General features: G+C 58.7%; 15 protein-coding genes. 11 read left to right on the forward strand and 4 right to left on the reverse strand.

What is annotated here, in order from left to right; translation table 11 throughout:
- The first annotated feature begins 21 nt into the window (after window positions 1–21).
- The gene (locus tag GGR90_RS03440; protein WP_037557695.1) at window positions 22–792 is read left to right on the forward strand and encodes an NUDIX hydrolase; all 771 of its coding nucleotides are present in this window, start codon (window positions 22–24) and stop codon (window positions 790–792) included.
- Window positions 793–963: 171 nt separating this feature from the next.
- Here the strand turns inward: GGR90_RS03440 and GGR90_RS03445 are convergent, their stop codons facing one another.
- Entirely contained in the window at window positions 964–1,320 is a 357-nt protein-coding gene (locus tag GGR90_RS03445; RefSeq protein WP_231729244.1) for a 2Fe-2S iron-sulfur cluster-binding protein, read from the reverse strand.
- Entirely contained in the window at window positions 1,321–2,583 is a 1,263-nt protein-coding gene (locus GGR90_RS03450; RefSeq protein ID WP_037557605.1) for a cytochrome P450, read from the reverse strand.
- Window positions 2,584–2,769: 186 nt separating this feature from the next.
- Between GGR90_RS03450 and GGR90_RS03455 the strand changes: the two genes are divergently transcribed.
- The 10 genes from GGR90_RS03455 (at window position 2,770) to GGR90_RS03500 (ending at window position 16,604) form a co-directional block, all read left to right on the forward strand.
- Entirely contained in the window at window positions 2,770–3,510 is a 741-nt protein-coding gene (locus GGR90_RS03455) for a FadR/GntR family transcriptional regulator (protein WP_037557604.1), read from the forward strand.
- 42 nt (window positions 3,511–3,552) lie between these two features.
- Entirely contained in the window at window positions 3,553–4,695 is a 1,143-nt protein-coding gene (locus GGR90_RS03460) for an NAD(P)H-dependent flavin oxidoreductase (protein WP_037557602.1), read from the forward strand.
- A gap of 25 nt (window positions 4,696–4,720) precedes the next feature.
- Window positions 4,721–5,911 carry a thiolase C-terminal domain-containing protein gene (locus GGR90_RS03465; protein WP_037557601.1) on the forward strand — a complete coding sequence of 397 codons (1,191 nt, stop codon included), beginning with the start codon at window positions 4,721–4,723 and terminating at the stop codon, window positions 5,909–5,911.
- The gene (locus tag GGR90_RS03470) at window positions 5,908–6,369 is read left to right on the forward strand and encodes a Zn-ribbon domain-containing OB-fold protein (RefSeq protein ID WP_037557599.1); all 462 of its coding nucleotides are present in this window, start codon (window positions 5,908–5,910) and stop codon (window positions 6,367–6,369) included. Before GGR90_RS03465 ends, GGR90_RS03470 begins: the two co-directional genes overlap by 4 nt.
- Window positions 6,370–6,376: 7 nt before the next feature.
- The gene (locus GGR90_RS03475; protein WP_037557597.1) at window positions 6,377–7,627 is read left to right on the forward strand and encodes an acyl-CoA dehydrogenase family protein; all 1,251 of its coding nucleotides are present in this window, start codon (window positions 6,377–6,379) and stop codon (window positions 7,625–7,627) included.
- Window positions 7,627–8,718 (forward strand): acyl-CoA dehydrogenase family protein, encoded by a 1,092-nt coding sequence (locus GGR90_RS03480; RefSeq protein WP_037557595.1) that lies wholly within the window; start codon window positions 7,627–7,629, stop codon window positions 8,716–8,718. The genes GGR90_RS03475 and GGR90_RS03480 overlap by 1 nt, the downstream gene beginning before the upstream one ends.
- Before the next feature lie 57 nt (window positions 8,719–8,775).
- A complete protein-coding gene (locus GGR90_RS03485) occupies window positions 8,776–10,389 on the forward strand; it encodes an acyl-CoA synthetase (protein ID WP_037557593.1) in 1,614 nt (537 codons plus the stop codon).
- 29 nt (window positions 10,390–10,418) lie between these two features.
- Window positions 10,419–12,023 carry a flavin-containing monooxygenase gene (locus tag GGR90_RS03490; protein ID WP_231729160.1) on the forward strand — a complete coding sequence of 535 codons (1,605 nt, stop codon included), beginning with the start codon at window positions 10,419–10,421 and terminating at the stop codon, window positions 12,021–12,023.
- Entirely contained in the window at window positions 12,020–12,997 is a 978-nt protein-coding gene (locus tag GGR90_RS03495; protein WP_037557592.1) for an alpha/beta fold hydrolase, read from the forward strand. The genes GGR90_RS03490 and GGR90_RS03495 overlap by 4 nt, the downstream gene beginning before the upstream one ends.
- Before the next feature lie 670 nt (window positions 12,998–13,667).
- Window positions 13,668–16,604 carry a TonB-dependent receptor gene (locus tag GGR90_RS03500; RefSeq protein WP_137752008.1) on the forward strand — a complete coding sequence of 979 codons (2,937 nt, stop codon included), beginning with the start codon at window positions 13,668–13,670 and terminating at the stop codon, window positions 16,602–16,604.
- Window positions 16,605–17,003: 399 nt separating this feature from the next.
- On the opposite strand, the gene GGR90_RS03505 is transcribed toward GGR90_RS03500, so the two are convergent.
- Entirely contained in the window at window positions 17,004–17,237 is a 234-nt protein-coding gene (locus tag GGR90_RS03505; RefSeq protein ID WP_152567707.1) for a hypothetical protein, read from the reverse strand.
- Between the two features lie 191 nt (window positions 17,238–17,428).
- Window positions 17,429–18,463, reverse strand: a complete 1,035-nt coding sequence (locus GGR90_RS03510) for an MlaA family lipoprotein (RefSeq protein ID WP_161786577.1) — start codon at window positions 18,461–18,463, stop codon at window positions 17,429–17,431.
- Window positions 18,464–19,174 lie beyond the last annotated feature (711 nt).

The following is a 19,174-nucleotide window of genomic DNA, read 5'->3' on the forward strand; positions in this document are numbered from 1 at the left end:
CAATTCAAACTGGAGTTTATGATGACCCTGCAGAAGCCAGTCAATCCGGTCCCCGCAGCCACCATGCTGTTGCTTCGCGACGAGCCGGAGTTCCAGGTGCTGATGGTCAAGCGGCATCACCAGATCGATTTTGCATCCGGCGCGCTGGTCTTTCCGGGTGGAAAGCCTTCTGCTGCCGATGAAGCGCCTGAATGGGCCGATTATTGCAGGGGTTGGAAAACGCTAGATCCTACGCAGCGCACCCTCCGGATTGCCGCGATTCGTGAAGCCTTTGAGGAAGCAGGCATCCTGCTGGCCGATCATCGCGACGGTAGCGAGTTCGAGGATATTTGCGATCTTGAAAGCCGCAAAGCCGTCGAGCGAGGCGAGCGCGAATTTTTCGACATTGTGCGTGAGGCCGATGTGCAACTGCGCCTTGATCGCCTGAGCGAGTTCGCGCGGTGGATCACGCCCAGCTTTATGCAAAAGCGCTTCGACACTCATTTCTTCGTCGTTCGCGCCCCAGAGCGCCAGATCGCAGCATGTGATGGATATGAAACCGTTGATGCGGAATGGCTTTCGCCAAGCAAAGCCCTGAAACTGGGTGTCAGCGGTGAACGAACGATCATCTTTCCTACGAGATTGAACCTGCAACTGCTAGCCGAAGCTGCGAGCGCAGACGATTGCGTCGCGCGGGCCAAGGCTCGCGAAATCGTGCCGGTCCTTCCAGAAGTCATCCAGCGAGACGGCACGAACATCCTCACTATTCCCGCCAACGCGGGATACGGCGCAGCGTATGAAATTTTAAGTTGAAAGGCACTGTTGGCACGCCCCCCTCGACTCGCGGGCGCACGAGAGCTAGGTCAGCACAGATCCGCCATTTGATGCTGGGACCTCTGAAAGGTAGCGAGTACCTCCTGGTTGAGCTCTACTCGCGATTTCAGACAGTCGAGCGTCGTGTGAAACACGCGTCACGCAGGCATGTCAGTATTGCTGCTCGGGAACATGCAGAATCAGACCTTCCACCAAGGGCTCGATGGGAATCTGGCAAGCGAGGCGACTATATTCGTTCGCCCCTTCCGCAAACTGCAGGAGGTCTGCCTCCGCACCGCCTTCGGCCAAGCGGCCGACCTTGTCGATCCAGGCCGGATCCACAAACACATGGCAGGTTGCACAAGCGCACACCCCGCCGCAATCACCGTCGATGCCCGGCACATCGTTGAACAGCGCCGCTTCGCGCGCTGTCTCACCTTCGGCTATGTCGACTGCCCTCCGCGTTCCATCGCTGGAAACGAACGTCACTTTGACCATATCAAGCTCCGCTTTTTTTGAATCAGCCAATCAGCGGGCGTGGAGCCTCACCGGCAGTTTCGTAATCCCTCGCACTAGGTTCGAGAACAGGCGCTCGGGTTCACCGGTCACTTCGATCTTCGCGAACCGCTTGTGGATCTCTTCCCAGATGATCCGTAGTTGCAGTTCTGCGAGCCGGTTGCCCATACAGCGATGAATGCCATAGCCGAAAGACAGATGATGCCGTGGGTTCTTACGGTCTATGATGAACTCGTCCGCCCTGTCGATGACCGTCTCGTCGCGGTTACCCGACAGGTACCACATCACAACCTTGTCGCCTTTTCTGATCTTCTTGCCGCCGATCTCCCAATCTTGCAGCGCCGTGCGGCGCATATGGGTCAGCGGTGTCTGCCAGCGGATGATCTCTGGCACCATGCTAGTGATGAGCCCAGGATCGTTATTCAATTTCAAATACGCGTCCGGGTTCTGGTTCAGTGCCAGGACACCACCGCTGATCGAGTTGCGCGTGGTGTCATTGCCGCCCACGATAAGCAGCAAGAGGTTGCCCAGAAACTCCAGGAAGGGCATGTCCCGTGTCGCCGGAGAATGCGCCATCATGGAGATCAGGTCATTCTTCGGCTCCGCATTGATGCGCTGCTCCCACAGACCCTTGAAATACATTGCGCATTCGATCAGCTCTGCGCGCCGCGCCTCATAGGATGCGACGATCCCAGTTTCAGGGGCGGCCGTTGTGACGTCGGACCAGCGCGTGAGCTTGCGGCGTTCCTCCCACGGGAAGTCGAACAGGGTCGCAAGGGTCATTGTGGTCAATTCGACCGCCACCTTATCAACCCAATCAATATCTTCGCCGACCGGCAAGTCGTCGAGGATTTGGCATGCTCGTTCGCGGATAGTTGGCTCAAGCAGCAGCAAGTTGGACGGCGCGACCGCACCAGTAACGGCCTTTCGTTGCTGGTTGTGCTTTGGTGGGTCCATCGCGATGAACATTTCAAGTTCAAGCGCGCTTTTCGCCGAGTGCATGTCCTCGATGGCGATACCGCCGAGCTTCGCCTCTGACGAAAATACCTTATGGTTGGTGTCCACGGCCATGATGTCGTCGAACTTTGTAATCGACCAATATGGTCCGACATAGCTTTCGCGGCAGTAGTGGACCGGCTCCTCTCGGCGAAGCCGCTCGAAGAACAGGCCGACCGTGTCTTTCTGGAAAAGGCTCGGACGCGCAACATCAATCTCGTCGATCGGGATGAAAGCGACCTTTTCGCGGATATTCGGCTCCACCATGTCGGTATCCATGTCGCGCCCTTCGTCGATAACAGCACAATTGCCCTACTTGAAATCGTAAATCCCTTCTGAGGCTCAGTCAATAATGCTTATAAGGTTTTATCATTTTTTTGCATCTGAAACATTTTTATCTCACGACCATGGACATAAACGGAACTTAAATCTTATAAGGCTTCGTGACAGGGGTGAGGCAGAGTGATGTTGCTGAAAGTCGAAAACGCGAAGAAAGCTAAGCGCGCACTCTCGCTTGCCCAGCACATCGTTCGCGATATCGAGGCAGGTGCACACGCCCCGGGCGACAGGTTGCCGCGTGAGGAAGAAATGCTTGCGCGATATGATGTCGCGCGAGCGACCTTGCGCGAAGCGCTCCGCTTCCTTGAGCTCCAGGGCGTTATCCATCTTCAGCTGGGCCGTAGCGGCGGTCCGGTGGTTGCGCGTCCGCAGACCGGCGACTTTGCAAACAGTCTCTCGCTAATTCTGCATTTCATGGACGCCGACCTCAGAGGCCTGCTCGAACTACGTGAAGCGATCGCCGCGGATGTTGCCGCCTACGCCGCCCAGCGCGCGACTACCGGCGACCTGAGCGCACTCGCCGATTGCCTCAAAGAGCTGGAACGAAATGAAGCCGGAGGCCAGTTCGAGGAACTGAACCGTCGTTTTCATGACCTTCTCGGCTGGGCCAGCGGCAATCCATTGTTCGGGCTATTAACGTCGACGCTGCATTTAATTACGCGCGAATTCTCTCACTCACTTGGCTATTCGGCGCAGGAGCGAGCGGTCCAATTGCGATTCCTCCGCCGTGTCCTCGAAGCAGTACGCACCGGGGATTCCGAAGCGGCGCGTCAGGCCATGGCCCGGCTCGTCTCGGGATCCGCGTCCTATCTGGCAGAGCGAAGCCCCGAGCTTGTATCCCAGCGTGTCAGGTGGGGGCAGATTTAGAAAATTGCGTCTGATCGGGCGCGGAACGGAGAGGGTAGGATAATGGCGCTGAAGAGCCCTGTTTGCAAAATTCTCGGGATCGAATATCCGATTCTTCTGGCTGGAATGGGCGGGGCGAGCGTGCCTGCACTCGCTGCCGCGGTGTCGAACGCAGGCGGACTTGGTGTTCTCGGCGCTGCCGCATGCTCGCCCGACCAGTTACGTAGCTGGATCAGGCAAACCCGCGAGATGACCGACATGCCTTTTGGGGTCGATACCTTGCTGCCGGCGTCTGTCAGGCGCGGTTCGGCGCCGGAGAGCGGAGGTGTAGCAGAAAACCCCCTGGCTTTGCTCGGCGAATATCAGGAGTTCACCCGCGAATTCATGGAGCGCGAGCATTTGCCCGCAGTGGACGCCGCCACGGCGATGCGCGCGGCGGGCGCCCCGGACATGGGCAAGGGCGGACTGCAGCTGTTCTCGCGGGAGTTCTTCGAAGCGCAGATGGAAGTAATCATCGAAGAAAAAGTGCCGGTCTATGCCGCAGGCCTTGGCAATCCCGAACCGTGGATGGAACGCCTTCATGCCAATGGCACCAAGGTCATGGCGGTGATCGGAAAGGTCAAGCACGCCCTGCAGGTAGTGGAATCGGGTATCGACCTGATCGTCGCGCAGGGTCACGACGGCGGCGGCCACAACTCTCCTGTCGGAACCTTCTCGCTGATTCCGCAAGTGGTTGATGCAGTCGGCGATCGTGTTCCCGTAATCGGTGCGGGAGGAATAGCCGATGGTCGCGGAGTCGCCGCAGCGATGATGCTCGGCGCCCAGGGGGCGTGGATCGGATCGGCGTTCCTCGCAACCGACGAAGCAGGTATCGAACAATTTCAGAAAGAAGCCATCACCGAAAGCGGCGATGCCGATACGGTGGTCAGCCGATCGCTAACGGGCAAGCCTGCCCGGATGATTCGGAACAAATGGGCCGATGCTTGGGTGGCGGCCGGCAAAGAGCCGCTTCCGATGCCTTATCAGTCGATGGTTTCGGGGCCTGTCATGGCTTCTGGCATCAAGGCCGCACGCAAGGACATCATGCCCGGCTTCGCAGGCCAGGGGATTGGTCTGATCGATGCGATCCGCCCAGCGGCAGTCGTGATGCGCGACCTTATAGAGGGCGCGGAGAGAGCATTGGCCGGCGCCGGAACTCATTTCTGACCGGCGAGCGAGACAGGGACGCGGCATGAATCTTTCATCCACCCTTTCCTTTGCCGACAAGGCAGCAATCACCGGGGTCGGCCAGACCGATTTCGTCAAGGGCACCGAGCGGACTGCAGTGGAAATGATGCTCACCGCCTCGCGCCGGGCCATCGCGGATGCTGGACTGAAACCCTCCGATATCGACGGCATGGTGCCGCCGCCAATCTATACGACGTCGGAGGAGATGGCCGCCAATCTGGGCATTGATGTGCTGCGCTATGCGGCAACCGTGCACATGGGCGGCGCCAGCCCGACAACGGCACTACAGAATGCCGCCATGGCGATCGCCTGTGGTCTATGCGATCATGTGCTCGTGACACTGGGCTGGAACGGCTATTCCGCTCTCAGACCTAAGCCGGGCGCCCCGCCCACCCGGCCGATGAACATGAACACCCTGACCAATACGATCCAAGGCTACTACAGCCCCTACGGCGTATTGTTGCCGGTGCAGATGTACGCCTGGCTGGCGACCCGTCACTCGAAGCTCTACGGCGTTGGCGAAGATGCGATGGCGGCCGTGGCGCTCGCCTGCCGCCGTCATGCGCAATTGAATCCACGCGCCTTTACCTATGGCCGCGAACTCGACGCGGAAACCTATTATTCGGCGCGCTGGATATCTGAGCCGTTTCGCCTCTACGATTGCTGCCTCGAGACCGATGGCGCCTGTGCTGTCGTCCTCTCGCGCATGGACCGTGCCAAAGACATGCCGCATGTGCCCGTCAGCATCGCCGGCGCGGCCGAAGGCCATCCCTATCCCGCCGACGACATCCCTTCCCGCCCCGACCCCTTCAAGATCGGCCTCAGCGATGCCGCCCCGCGCGCATTCGATATGGCGGGCGTCACGCGCGACGACATGGACTTCCTCCAGATCTACGATTGTTTCACCTATATCGTTCTGCTGCAGCTCGAATCGCTCGGATATTGCGAGCCTGGCGCGCAGGCCGAATTTGTCGCCAATGGCCAGATCGAGCTGGGCGGGCGCTTACCGATCAACACCCATGGCGGCTTGCTTAGCGAGGCGCATGTCTGGGGTCTCAACCATGTTGTGGAAGCAGTACGACAGCTGCGCCATGACTGCGGCGAGCGTCAAGTGATCGGAGCCCAGACCGGCCTTGTGACAGGCTGGGGAGACCTTGGCGATGGCAGCATCGCGATCCTCAGGAGGTTTGCATGAGCGACGAGCATGATGTGCCTCCCAAGGCGCGGCCCTCCGCGCAGGCAACGCCGGCCAAGCCGCAGCCGCGGCCGCAGGACCCGATCGAACAGGAGTTCTGGAGGCTGTGCCAGGACGGTCAACTCTATTTCCAGCGTTGCGGAAGTTGCGGCATCTTTCGCCACCTGCCTCGCTACATGTGTGCACGATGCGGCTCGCCAGACTATTCCTGGGAACCCAGCAGCGGCAAGGGCACGCTTTTTTCCTGGACCGTGACCCATCAGGCGCTGCACCCCGCTTTTGCCGCCGACGTCCCGTTCGTGGCTGCCGTGGTGGAACTTGAGGAAGGCGTGCGCATGGCCACGCGCCTCGTGGATTGCGAGCGTGACATCCTCGCACTCGATCTGCCGGTCGAACTCGATTTCGAAATGATCGGGGGGGACTTTCGCCTTCCTGTTTTTCGTCCGCGTGAAGGGTAGAGACGACATGGATCTCGACTACGGCCCCCAATATGACGCCTTCCGCGCGGAGATCCGCGCCTTCATCAATGCGCACAGACATTTGGCGCCACCCTCCGCCACCCGGTTCTCCCGGCCCTCAGCCGAAGCTATCCGATGGCAAAAGCTATTGATCGAGCACGGCTATACGGCGCGCACGATACCGGCCGAATATGGCGGCTACGGAGCGGCGCCGGATATACTCAAATCGCGCATTATCGCGGAAGAGTTTTCGCGAGCTCGGCTTCCGAGCGGCTTGGCGAACCAGGGCATCTCAATGCTCGTCCCGACTTTGCTCGAGTTGGGCACCGATGAACAGAAGCGGCGGTGGATCGCAGCAACGCTGACGGGCGAAGTCGTGTGGTGCCAAGGATATTCCGAACCCGGTGCGGGATCGGACCTCGCCAACCTCAAGACCAGCGCGCGCATCGAAAATGGAGAATTCGTTATAAATGGCCAGAAAATCTGGACCAGCACCGCGAAGCAAGCCGACATGATCTTTTGCCTTGTGAGGACCGAACTCGAGGCCTCGAAGCATAGCGGTATCTCTTATCTGATTTTCTCGATGGACATACCGGGGATCGAGGTACGCCCCTTGAAGACGATGACCGGTCACGCCGAGTTCAACGAGACATTCTTTACTAATGTGCGGGTTCCGGTGGACCAGATCGTCGGCCAGCGAGGACAGGGCTGGTTCGTCGCGAACGCAACGCTTGGCCACGAGCGCGGAATGCTGGGCGATCCCGACGCACTCGAGAACCGGCTGCAGGCATTGATTGGCCTGATGCAGCAGGAATCCATCGGCGAAGGTCGGGCGATCGACAATGCGGTCCTGCGCGACCGGCTGGTGGCGCTCCAGGCCGAAGTGACGGCGATGAAATGTAATGGAATGCGCATTCTATCGAACAGCCTCAAGGGCGAGCCTGGCGGCATGGCGAAGCTGATCGTCAAACTGCAGAGTTGCGAGGTCGCGCATCAGATCTCTGCGCTGGCGATCGACGCGATGGGCGAGATGGGCATTTTGTATCACCGCAGCCCGCGGGAACGAGACGGAGGGGCTTGGCAATGGAACTATATGTTCCAACTCGGCCTCATAATAGGTGGCGGCACCGCGCAGATCCAGAAGAACATCATCGCCGAACGTGGCCTAGAGATGCCGCGCGAGCCGAAGCTGGCGCGGATTTCCGACGAAGCGAAGGGAGCGGCAGGCATGCAGACCGACAGGCAGGGAGCGGCGTGATGGACTTCGGCCTTTCGCAGGATCAGCAGATACTGCGCGACGCAGTTGCGCGGTGTCTTGCCGATACCTCCCCGCTTGAGCATGTCCGCGAATGTGCCGGGCGCGACAACCCGTTAAGTGACACTATTTTCGGAGCCCTCCACGATCTGGCGGTCCCAGCCATGCTTGTCCCCGAAGAGCATGGTGGCCTAGGCATGACCCTTCTCGACGCTGCGGTCGTGGCGGAACAACTCGCCTATGCGGTCACACCAGCGCCATTTCTAGCCAGCGTAGTTCTCGCCCCGATCGCGCTGAGCGAGGCAGGAACTAACAAGCAAAAGTGCCAATGGCTTCCGAAGATCGCGCGTGGCGAGGCCCGTATCGGAGTCGCGATTTCCGCGACGGTCCAGGCGCGCGACGGCGCGGGAGTTCAATTCGTCGAAGGGAAGCTTAGCGGCACCGCCCTGTTCTGCCTCGATTTCGAAGGCGCGGACGCGTATCTCGTAGCGGACGCCGGTGGCAGGCTGCACCTCGTCCCAGCCCTAGCATCGGGACTCAAGGCGACCCGCCTCACCACCATCGATCGCACGCGCAGCGTGGGAGAATTGTCCTTTGCGGCTGTCGAGACCGATCCGCTTGCCGACGACGGCGGCACAGCATCGGCTCGGCTGCGCGATGCTGGCCGCGTGATCCTTGCCGCCGACAGCTTAGGCGCAGGGCAGGCCATGATTGAAAAGGCGGTCGATTATGCTGGTCAGCGAGAGCAGTTCGGCCGCCCTATCGGCAGCTTCCAGGCGGTAAAGCACATGTGCGCCGAAATGGCCGCACGCCATGAACCGTGCCGCGCGCTGGTCTGGTACGCCGCCCATGTCTTCGATGCGCTGCCGGAGGATGCATCTCTCGCGGCTTGCCATGCGAAATCCCTCACGGGCGACGTCCACCGATTTGTCGCCCGCACCGCCACTGAAGTGCATGGCGGGATGGGGTTCACCGATCTGCTCGGCCTGCACTACTGGTTCAAACGGATCGGCTTCGATCGGCAGGTCTTGGGTGGCCCCGAAGCGGTGCGAGCCGAGGCAGCGGCTCTGCAGGGTTGGACGAGAGCAGCCTGATAGTAACGGGAGTCATGCGCCCCGATGCTGCGGCCCCGTCCAGAGAGGAGAATCAATGTGATCGACTGGAATCTCGGGGATATTCTCGACGCGATCGAGCCCTTCATGCCCGAAGATGCGCCGGCTCTGATACATGGAGACCGGATCGTCACCTGGCCCGAGATGTCGGCGCGCTCGAACAATATCGCCCGCGGGTTGCGCCAACGCGGCATCCGCGATGGCGCGAAGGTCGCCTTCTATATGCGCAACCGACCCGAATATGGCGAGTTGATGGCGGCCTGCTTCAAGGGGCGTTTGACGCATGTGAACATCAATTACCGTTATCGGGCCGAAGAGGTGTTTTATATCTTCGACGATTCCGACAGCGAGGTCATCGTTTACAGTTCGGAATTCCGCGACACTATCGTCGAACTCAACGACCGGCTTAGGAAGGTTCGCACCTTCGTCGAAATTGGCGAGCTGTCTTCAATCGCGCCCTTTGCGATCCACTATGAGACTCTCGCGCAAGAGGGGGACGGATCGGCGCTCGGCATCACACGCTCGCCCGCCGATCTGCTTTTCATCTATACGGGTGGTACGACCGGAATGCCCAAGGGCGTGATGTGGCGTCATGATGACATGCGCAAGGCCCAACTCGACGCACAGAAGTTGCTCGGCCCCGTTCCAGAGACACTCGAAGAAAATGTCGCGCTGATCGCCCGCGAAGGCCCGGGCAGGCGCACGCTTTCCTCTTGCCCGCTGATGCACGGAACGGGCTTTATCACTGCGATCGGCACGCTGATGTCTGGCGGCGCGATAGTTACGTTGGAGGCATGGTCTTTCGATGCCGAGGAACTGTGGGATACGGTGGAAAGGCACAAGGTGGAAGGTATAGCGATCGTGGGCGACGCCTTTGCCAAGCCAATGCTTTCCGCGCTCGACGACCACCCTGGCCGCTGGGATACCAGCAGCCTCGTTACAATCCTCTCTTCCGGTGTGATGTGGAGCAAGGAGGTCAAGTCCGGCCTGTGCCGGCATATTCCGCAAATCGTACTGATGGACAGTTTTGGCGCATCCGAAGGCCTCGGCTTCGGCCTTGCCGTCACCACTGCGGAGGGCGGCACGAACACCGCGAAATTTGGGATCGGCGAGTTCTGCGATGTTTTCGACGAAACCGACCAGAAAGTCGAACCGGGGAGCGGCGTGCCGGGATTTATCGCCCGGAAGGGTGCGATCCCCATAGGCTATTACAAGGACCCCGAGAAATCCGCGAAGACGTTTCGCACGATCGATGGGGTGCGCTATTCCATTCCGGGCGACTGGTGTCGGGTAGAAGCCGATGGCAGCCTGACCTTGCTCGGCCGCGGAAGCGTCTGCATCAACACGGCGGGAGAGAAAGTTTATCCCGAGGAGGTCGAGGAAGTGCTCAAGACCCATCCCGCCATCGGGGACGCGCTGGTCGTAGGCGTGCCGGATGATAAATGGGGCCAAGCCGTAACCGCGATCGTCCACCTCAACGACCACGCCCAGTTCGACGAACAAGCGGTCAAAACCCATGTGCGCGCACATTTGGCGGGATACAAAACTCCCAAGACCATAATTCCGACAGACATCCCCATGCGAGCCTCGAACGGCAAGGCCGATTATGCAACGGCAAAAGCGATTGCCGAACGATCGAATGTCGCGACGTGAGATCGACTGGCTCTCCCGATTACGATGCCGTGATCGTCGGTGCAGGCTTCAGCGGCATCTATCTGCTGCACAAATTGCGTGACGCCGGGTTCAAGGTGCTGCTGGTAGATGCGGCCGCCCAGCCCGGCGGCATTTGGTACTGGAATTGCTATCCCGGTGCCCGCGTGGACTCGCAGGTACCGCTCTATGAGTTTTCGATACCCGAGGTTTGGAAATCATGGGCCTGGAGCGAGCGCTTTCCCGGATGGAAGGAGCTCAGAGCCTATTTCCGGCATGTTTGCGATACGCTGGGCCTTTGGCCGCTTATGCGGATGGGATCGAGGGTCCAAAGCGCAAGGTTCGATGAAGAGGGACGACGGTGGCGCCTGCAGCTTGAGGGCGGGGAAGGAATATCGACACACTTCCTTCTGCCCGCTTTGGGATTCGCATCGAAGCCGTATATTCCCGATATGCGAGGAATCGCGGCGTTCGAAGGCGATTGGTGTCACACGGCGCGATGGCCGCAACAGGGTATCGATCTTTCGGGCCGCCGGATCGCCGTCATCGGCACTGGTGCGAGCGGAGTGCAGATCGCGCAGGAGGCCGCCAAATGCGCAGAAAAGCTGACCTTGTTTCAGAGGACTCCTATTCTGGGCCTGCCCATGCGCCAGGAACGGCTTACCGAAGACATTCAGCAGCGTGATAAGCAGGGCTATCCCGCCATTTTTGTTCGGCGCAAGCGAACGAACGGGGGATTCGAATGCCAGTCGCTTGACATCTCCGCGCTCGATGTAGACGCCACGACGCGCAACAACCATTTCGAGACCCTGTGGCGGCAGGGCGGCCTCAAATTCTGGTACAACAACTTTGCCGACATACTGACCAATCGCGAAGCGAACCGCTACGCCTATGAGTTCTGGCGCAAAAAGGTTCTCGCGCGGATTATCGACCCCGTTCTGGCCGAGAAACTTGCGCCTGCGGAGCCGCCGCATCCTTTCGGCACGAAAAGACCCTCGCTCGAACAGGGATATTATGAAATTTTCGAGCAGGATAATGTCGCGCTGGTCGATCTGAAGGCAAACGCGATCATCCGTATCGAGCCCCAGGCCATCAAGATGGAAGACGGTGAGGTCGAATGCGATCTGATCATTTTTGCGACCGGCTTCGATGCCGGGCGTGGCGGGTTGATCGACATGAACATCACCGGGAGGGAGGGGCTTCCCCTTTGGCAGGCGTGGGAAGACGGTGTGCGCGCCTATCTCGGCATGGCGGTGTCGGGTTTTCCCAACATGTTGTTCGCTTATGGTCCTCTCAGCCCGTCGGGTTTCGCCAATGGCCCGACAAGCGCGGAAATACAGGGCGACTGGATTTGCGATTTCATGGTCTGGTTGCGTAGGAGGGACATCGATCTTTTCGAGGGCAAACCGGCTGCCGAAACTGGCTGGACTGAAATGGTTGCCGCGGCTGGCGCGATGACGCTCTTTCCCGAGGCGGCCTCATGGTACATGGGCGCGAATATTCCGGGAAAGAAGCGCCAGCTCATCAATTTTCCGAGCGTGTCTGGCTATGCCGCGCTCTGCGACGAAGAGGCGGCCGGCAGCTATGCTGGCTTCGCTTTCGAAAAACTCACACGCAAGGACGGCCCAACAATATGAACGAGGCGGTAAAGATTGAAGATTGCCCCGAGGACATCGACGCTCTCTGGGCGGGCGATGGTTCGCATCTGCCCGAATGGTTCGTTTCCGCTCTCAGGGTGCCGCGCGAGGAAGGCTATGTAGAGATCGAGGGTGCCAAAGCGCATTACTTTCGCTGGGGCGACCGGGCGAAACCCAAGGTACTGATGACGCACGGTTTTCTCTCGCATGCCCGCTGCTTTTCCTTCATCGCGCCGTTTCTGGCCGAAGATTATGATGTGGTGGCCTTCGATCTTGCCGGCATGGGCGACAGCGAAATGCGAGGGCACGCCGACCCCTTGGCCAGGGGGCGCGAGTTCGGCGAAATTGCCGAAGCGCTTGGACTGTTTGCGGATGGCCACAAGCCCACGATCATTGCCCACAGTTTCGGTTCTGGCGCAGCGTTGACGGCCGTCACCCAATCGCCCGATACCTTCTCCGGCATTGTGGTTTGCGACCTGATGGTCATGCGACCTGCGCTCTTGCAAGCGTATTGGAATCTCCGCCGCGCCAGCCCCGGATCCGGCGACCCGGACAAAGCCAAAAGTCGCTATCCCAGCTACGACGCGGCGCGCAGTCGATACGTCCTTTCCCCACCCCAGCCTGTCGGTGAGCCATTTCTTTTGGACTATATGGCCTTTCATTCTCTGCGGCGTGACGGGGAGGGTTGGACGTGGAAATTCTCTCCCGAAGTGTTCCGGAGGAGCAACCGGCCCGACGAGTGGCTCACCATCGGCGAGCGCCTAGTGAACGCGCCGGGCCGCAAGGCTATCGTTCACGGCGAGGAGAGCCAGCTCTTCAACCGGGATTCCGTGGCATATGTTCGTGAACTGGGGGGAGGAGCCATTCCGATCATTGCCGTGCCTCAAGCCCGCCACCATCTGATGCTCGACCAGCCGCTGGCCTTTGTCACCGCGTTGAGGAGCCTTCTCCGGCTTTGGGAAGCGCCGACTTGAGCAACGTCTAGCGCGATTTTATGGTTGCATGCGACCGTAATGGCGATGCGAGAATTGCCGATCCAACATTTAGTTAAACGATGAGGCCTCTTTTGCACAGCAAGACATAAATACTAAGGCCGAGGCAGAAATAACCAAGCAGAGTTCATATGTTCTGTTTAGATCTTCTTCTCTTGCCTGTGTTGCTTGGCGCCACAAAGAAATCTATCGTGGCACAGTTGGTCGATATGCCTTCCGAGGCAAACAGCAAGGCAAGGTCATGGAGCCACAAAAGGCTGTCCAGCTTCGGCGGGACATGCGCTCGGGATCGGGCGTGCCGTACCGCAGCCGCATCCAAAAGTCGTCGGCGCGCGCTCGACCGTGCCAAGGCTGAAGCGCTGACAGCAAGCATCGGATGTATAAACTGATTTCTTCGGATCTGAGATGGAACACCTCCCAGCGCCCCGAGCAATATAATAAAGTGCCATAATAAAGTTCTTTACCAAATACCGAAAAACTGCTCAGCTTCAAGCCGGGCGGCGAGAATCTTTTCCTCTCCGGAAATCTCCTTCTGGCCACCTCTCAAACTCGGGGCAGCTCGGCGAGCTGCCCCATTTTTGAACATCGACTACCGGGGAAAAGGACGGGTTCGCGTAAGAAACTAAAAAATCGAGACAGGGAGAGAAGGGTGATGAATAACAAAGCTTATTTGTTGGCAAGCGCCGTCCTGATGGCGTTGCCACAGGTCTCAAATGCTCAGGAAGCCATAGCTGAAGAGCCAGATGGCGGTAACGATGTCATCGTCGTGACGGCGCAACGTCAGGCGCAAAGCTTGCAAGACGTGCCGATAGCTGTCAGCGCATTCAGCGCTGAGGCGCTTGAAAGCCAGCAGATCGAAAATGCCTCGGATCTACAGCTGACGCTGCCCAATGTATCTTTCTCGAAAGGCAATTTCACCTCAGCTTCATTCACTATTCGCGGCGTTGGCGACCTGTGCGTCGGCGTCACCTGCGATGCTGCGACCGCAATTCATGTCAATGGATCACCCTTGTTCGGAACACGCCTGTTCGAGACCGAATATTTCGATCTGGAACGGATTGAAGTCCTTCGCGGACCTCAAGGCACCCTGTTCGGTCGGAATGCGACCTCCGGGGTCGTGAATGTCGTGACCGCGAAACCCAAACTCTCCCGTTTCGAGGCTGAAGCGCAATTCGAGTATGGCAATTTCAACAGCATCGAAGCGCGTGGCATGGTCAATGTCCCGATCGGGGATATGATCGGCGTGAGACTGGCGGGCATATATGTGAACCGCGACGGTTATACGACGAATCTTTATGATGGATCGGACATCGACACTCGGGACCTTTACGCGTTGCGAGGCTCACTTCGTTTCGAGCCCGGTCCTGATACGACGATCGATCTCATGGGCTATTATTTCCGGGAAAAGGACACGCGCCTCAGAAACCAGAAACAAACGTGCCAACGCGATCCATTGGGCGTGCTCGGATGCCTGAACAATCGACGTGATTTCGATACCACGAACGCAAATTCCACGGTCGGTGCGACGCTCAGTTCTTCCGAGTTCTTCGCCATTCAGGGCATTCCCGCCGTACTCGGCCTTGGCAGCCTTTATGGCCCTGACGGGTTTTCCGGGTTTCAGGAGCCTGGCGATGTGCGTGTCGTCAACACGGCCTATACGCCCTTCTATTTTGCGGAAGAGCTACAGGTGCAGGCGCGCCTTGAGCAAAAATTCGGCGCGATGACCCTGACGGCCACCGGCATTTATCAGGATACTGAAGTCGATTCCAGGCAGGACTATTTTCTTGGAATTCAAAGCCGTGCCGGTTTCGCCCCGGCGCTCAATACGCTGGCCTTTTTTGCGGCTAACGGATTGCCGACGGGTCTTGCTCCGCCGGCGCCGGCCTTCATTCCCGGCTCCTCGGCCTATTTTTCGCCGATTGCCGGCGCTCTCATCCCGGACGGTCCGCAGGGCGTGCTGTGCACCTCGGATAATGATGATGGAAGCAGAGGCGCTTTCGAAGGGAACTCGCTGTGTTCCGAAACGCCGCTTTCTTTCGATCGATCTTCGGAACAACGCGAATCGTGGAGCGGAGAGCTCATCCTTACGAGTGACTTCGACGGGCCGTTCAATTTCCTGTTGGGGGGAATTTACGCGAAATCGAAAACCACCGACAATAGCTATTATGTGAACTCGTTTGCGCTCGATTACGCCAGTGCCATATTGGGTTCATTCGGCTCCTTGTCGGGCGGCCTTCCGCCATCCTATTTCGCGACGTCGATGTATCGGAACAACTCGCTGGAATCGAATCTGGAGAGCTATGGGATTTTCGGCGAGGTCTATTTCGATCTAAGCGACCGGCTGACGTTGACCGGGGGGCTGCGTTACAACAATGACAAGAAGGATGTAACGGCGCGTACGACACTGATCAGTTTCCTGAACCCTTATGCCAACGATGGAGATCCGTTCGATACCCCGATAACGCCTCTCACCGGGCCGTCTGGACTTTTCGATGCCGACCCGGGGACACCGGGCCAACAGCTCGCCCAGTTTCGCGAAGTAAGCTTCGACGAAATTACCGGACGAGCAGTTCTGGCCTTCGAGGTTACGCCGGACAATTCACTCTATGCATCTTACTCGAGGGGTTACAAATCCGGCGGTATCAATCCTCCGCTTTCTCCGATTTTCGCCGTCAGCGAGAGTTTCGGCTCTGAATCGATCGATGCCTTCGAGATTGGCTCCAAGAACGTCTTCGCAAACGGCGCGTTGCAACTGAATGCCACCGCATTTTACTACAAATATAGTGGACTGCAGCTCAGCCGCATCGTGGCAAGAACGTCTGTGAATGACACGGTTGACGCCAATATCTGGGGTGTCGAACTGGAGTCTGTCATCAGGCCGGACCCGAACTGGCTTATCAATCTGTCCTTCAGCTATCTCAATGCCAAGGTCGCCGGCGATCAATTCTTCTCCAATCCGCGTGATCCGGGCGGCGGAGATCCTGATGCCGTGATTATCAAGGACATCAGCAATGGTGCGCACTGCGCTGTCACGGGACCTGCGCCTGGCGTTGCTGATGCGTTCGTTGCGGGAGTAAATGCGGCTCTCGGCCTTCGCGCACCGCAGGAATTTCCTTCGGACGGCAATATCGCCTCCAGCGGCGCGTTCGGCATTTGCGGTGTCCTCGCGAGCGCTATCCCTGCGAACAGCGGGATCCAGGTATTGAGTCCTGGCGTCGAGGTTAACATCAAGGGCAACACATTGCCCCAAGCGCCGAATGTCAAGGTCTCGATGGGCGTGCAGTACACGGCAGAGGTTGGGAATGGTATGACACTCGTCCCCCGCGTCGACATTTCCCTTACCGGAAAGCAATATGGCAATATCTTCAACGGCAGGATTAATCGTATCGAACCTTTCGTCCAGGCAAATGCGGTTTTACAGTTGAATGGCGCCGACGAGCGCTGGTTTGTCCGGGGGTTCGTTCAGAATATTTTCGATAGCAACTCGGTTACCGGACTTTATGTCACCGATGCATCTTCCGGTAATTTTACAAACATCTATACTCTTGATCCGCGGCGTTATGGTGTCGCCATCGGAGCAAAATTCTGACGATTTAGCGGTTCCAATCTAACTCGCATAGAAATCGCGGCGTCGGAGAGACGGGGGAACCTTCTCCGACGCCGGTTTCCATGCGCCAGGCCCAAGGCACCAAACGGGGGCATCTGCGACGGAAAGAGGCAAGTCATCTGGAGCCATCTCAAGGATCTCCGAATTTCGCGGCCTGTGCTTGCGATGTCGCATGCGACCGACGCGAACGGCGCGCTGACCGTTGCCCACGGGCACTTGTAGGAAGCACGCTGGTCTCCGGCACCGCGAGCTCGCGATCAATCCGGCAGCGTTCGGAGGCGGCACGATCATCGCGGCGGTTTGTGGCCCCTGATTGCCGAGTGCAGCATGACACTCTTGGCCGCCGCATCGATCACGATATTCCCAAGCTTGCTTGCGAACCTATAATTTTTGAACAGAAAAGAGATATCCAGATCCCAATCTGGCAGCCTGGTTTGCGCGGTAATTGAGCCATTCGGCGAGCAAAACACCCATCTGACGCGCGGCGCATCTTGCCACGCGAAGGCCCAGCGGTTCCCACGCAAAGCGACGAGCATTTGACATGGGACCATCGGCGAGTTCGGGAACGCCAGTCGGAGACAGCGCGAGGCACGCGTTCATGATCGAAAAACTCATCCGCGATGGCCGAACCGATAGCGGTTGTGGGCATTTGTCTCGACACGTCCGAAACCGGAAGACCAAACTTCAGCGAGGAAGCTTATTGAGATTCACCGCGGCGATTGCAGTTGACGGCTTGAGTTCCGTGCGAGCAAAATTTCGAAGCGCTTTGGCTTCTCTGCGCGCCCGCCAAATGTGCATCATTGGCGTTAAGGTCGCGGTGGCAAACCGTCCGAGGTCGGCGTCTCGAGTTCAAGGGGGCCGACGGAGATGAGACCTTCTGGATCGGACAAGGGCCCGGTCTGGCTGACCGTGATTTCTGTTTGAGGTCCAGCCTCGCCATTGCGGTCGCTGCGCCTAACTTTCAATGCGTCGATTTCGCGTTTGCGCAGTTCCAGATAGAGGGTCCGTGTCTCGACATAGGGATCAAGGCTTTCCTGTTGCAAGCGCTGGATTTGAGCGTCGCCCTCGATGCGGTCATTGAGTTGCCTGACCACAGTTGTCGGAACGGCATATGCCGTGCGGTCGAAAGGCGCGCCGACCGCGGTCGGCACGACGAGCAAGTCAATGCTGTTGCCCGCCAGATCGCGCAATGTCGTCGACCCGATAAGCGGAAGATAGAAATAGGGACCGGGCTCGACGCCGTAGAAACCCAATGTATTGGCAAAGCCGTTGCGTCGGTAAGGCAGATTGAAAGGCATTGTCTTCGCGACATCGAAAAGGCCGCCGACACCAAATGTCGTGTTTACGGCGAAACGGCCGAGCGTCTCGGCAGCCTTGCCGATCTTGAACTGTAACAGGAAGTTCAGAAAATTGACGGGTTCGCTGAGGTTACGCAGTGCATTGCCCAGCCCGTCGCGAACAGGTTCGGGTACGATACCTTGATAGCCCATCGCGACTGGGGCCACGAGCGCCGCATCGATCGACTGGACCGCCCGATAAGAGGCAATATTGACCGCTTGAAGCGGATCTCCCGGCGGCGCATCGCCACGGGCCGTCACCACAATATCATGGGGCGCCGAGGGCATTTCGGCCATAGTCTCGTCGTCGGAGGTTGCTGGCGCGGCTAAAGAGGGATGCGGGGTGTTGCCGAGTGCTGGCACAACGATCGGCGGCTCGGGTGGGGCCGAGGGATCATCTACCCGCTGCAACTCGGTCTCAGTCTGGCTTTCGGATGCGAGGTCGGTCGGAGGCGGCGCTACCCCGGACAGAAACAGAAGCGCGGCGACGGTTGCAGGGCTCATCGCGCGCGCGATCCCGCCACCATGAGAGGGGCGAACATTAATTCCATTTGCCAAACTCCTGCTTCGGCCAAGGGCCCGAAACGACGACCGACGACGCTCCCTCCATCGACCCATGTCAGCTGACCCACGATGCGGCCAATCCAGCTTTAATACTCCCCCATGAGTAGGGAAACATAAAGAAGCTCGGCCTGCCGTTTAGCCCAGCAACGTCCGTACGGACGGGCAATGGGACCAACCTGTTCTATCAGGTACGATTTTCGCTGGAGGACCCGGCATAGGCACTTTGCCGACGGTCGCTTAGTTCCGGGCTGGGCGGAAGCGGCTCGAAAACTAACTCTGCGGACGCGCCCGGTCTCAGCGCGAGCAACAGTACCGCCGTCAAGAGCGAGCCGAACATGCTCCGGATCAATGCTTTGCCCCCAACCACATTGCGCAACCCGATGACGAAAGTATCGCACCCTGCCTGAGACGCGAGCAGTGCTTGCCCGATCGAACTATTCAGGTTGTTCAGACAACCGCGCTGCGGCTTCAAAGGCGCGGCGCGTGTTTAGCGAGATTGATCGCCGACCCACGGCATGTCCCTAAAAAAATTGGACGCTAGCCCGAGAAATCATCCTTTGGTCACCCGGTCAATTAAGGGTTGGATGTCGTCAGGAGAAATTTTTCCGGTGGCGATCCGAGGTGAGGAAGCAGGAAAATGCGGAATGTGGG

The sequence above is a fragment of the Sphingopyxis italica genome, assembly GCF_011926545.1.
Classification (GTDB): Bacteria; Pseudomonadota; Alphaproteobacteria; order Sphingomonadales; family Sphingomonadaceae; genus Sphingopyxis; species Sphingopyxis italica.

Coding starts and splice junctions, on each gene's coding strand:
- GGR90_RS03440 (WP_037557695.1), top strand. CDS start 22: ATGACCCTGCAGAAGCCAGTCAATCCGGTCCCCGCAGCCACCATGCTG.
- GGR90_RS03450 (WP_037557605.1), bottom strand. CDS start 2,583: ATGGATACCGACATGGTGGAGCCGAATATCCGCGAAAAGGTCGCTTTC.
- GGR90_RS03455 (WP_037557604.1), top strand. CDS start 2,770: ATGTTGCTGAAAGTCGAAAACGCGAAGAAAGCTAAGCGCGCACTCTCG.
- GGR90_RS03460 (WP_037557602.1), top strand. CDS start 3,553: ATGGCGCTGAAGAGCCCTGTTTGCAAAATTCTCGGGATCGAATATCCG.
- GGR90_RS03465 (WP_037557601.1), top strand. CDS start 4,721: ATGAATCTTTCATCCACCCTTTCCTTTGCCGACAAGGCAGCAATCACC.
- GGR90_RS03470 (WP_037557599.1), top strand. CDS start 5,908: ATGAGCGACGAGCATGATGTGCCTCCCAAGGCGCGGCCCTCCGCGCAG.
- GGR90_RS03475 (WP_037557597.1), top strand. CDS start 6,377: ATGGATCTCGACTACGGCCCCCAATATGACGCCTTCCGCGCGGAGATC.
- GGR90_RS03480 (WP_037557595.1), top strand. CDS start 7,627: ATGGACTTCGGCCTTTCGCAGGATCAGCAGATACTGCGCGACGCAGTT.
- GGR90_RS03495 (WP_037557592.1), top strand. CDS start 12,020: ATGAACGAGGCGGTAAAGATTGAAGATTGCCCCGAGGACATCGACGCT.
- GGR90_RS03500 (WP_137752008.1), top strand. CDS start 13,668: ATGAATAACAAAGCTTATTTGTTGGCAAGCGCCGTCCTGATGGCGTTG.
- GGR90_RS03505 (WP_152567707.1), bottom strand. CDS start 17,237: ATGAGTTTTTCGATCATGAACGCGTGCCTCGCGCTGTCTCCGACTGGC.
- GGR90_RS03510 (WP_161786577.1), bottom strand. CDS start 18,463: ATGAGCCCTGCAACCGTCGCCGCGCTTCTGTTTCTGTCCGGGGTAGCG.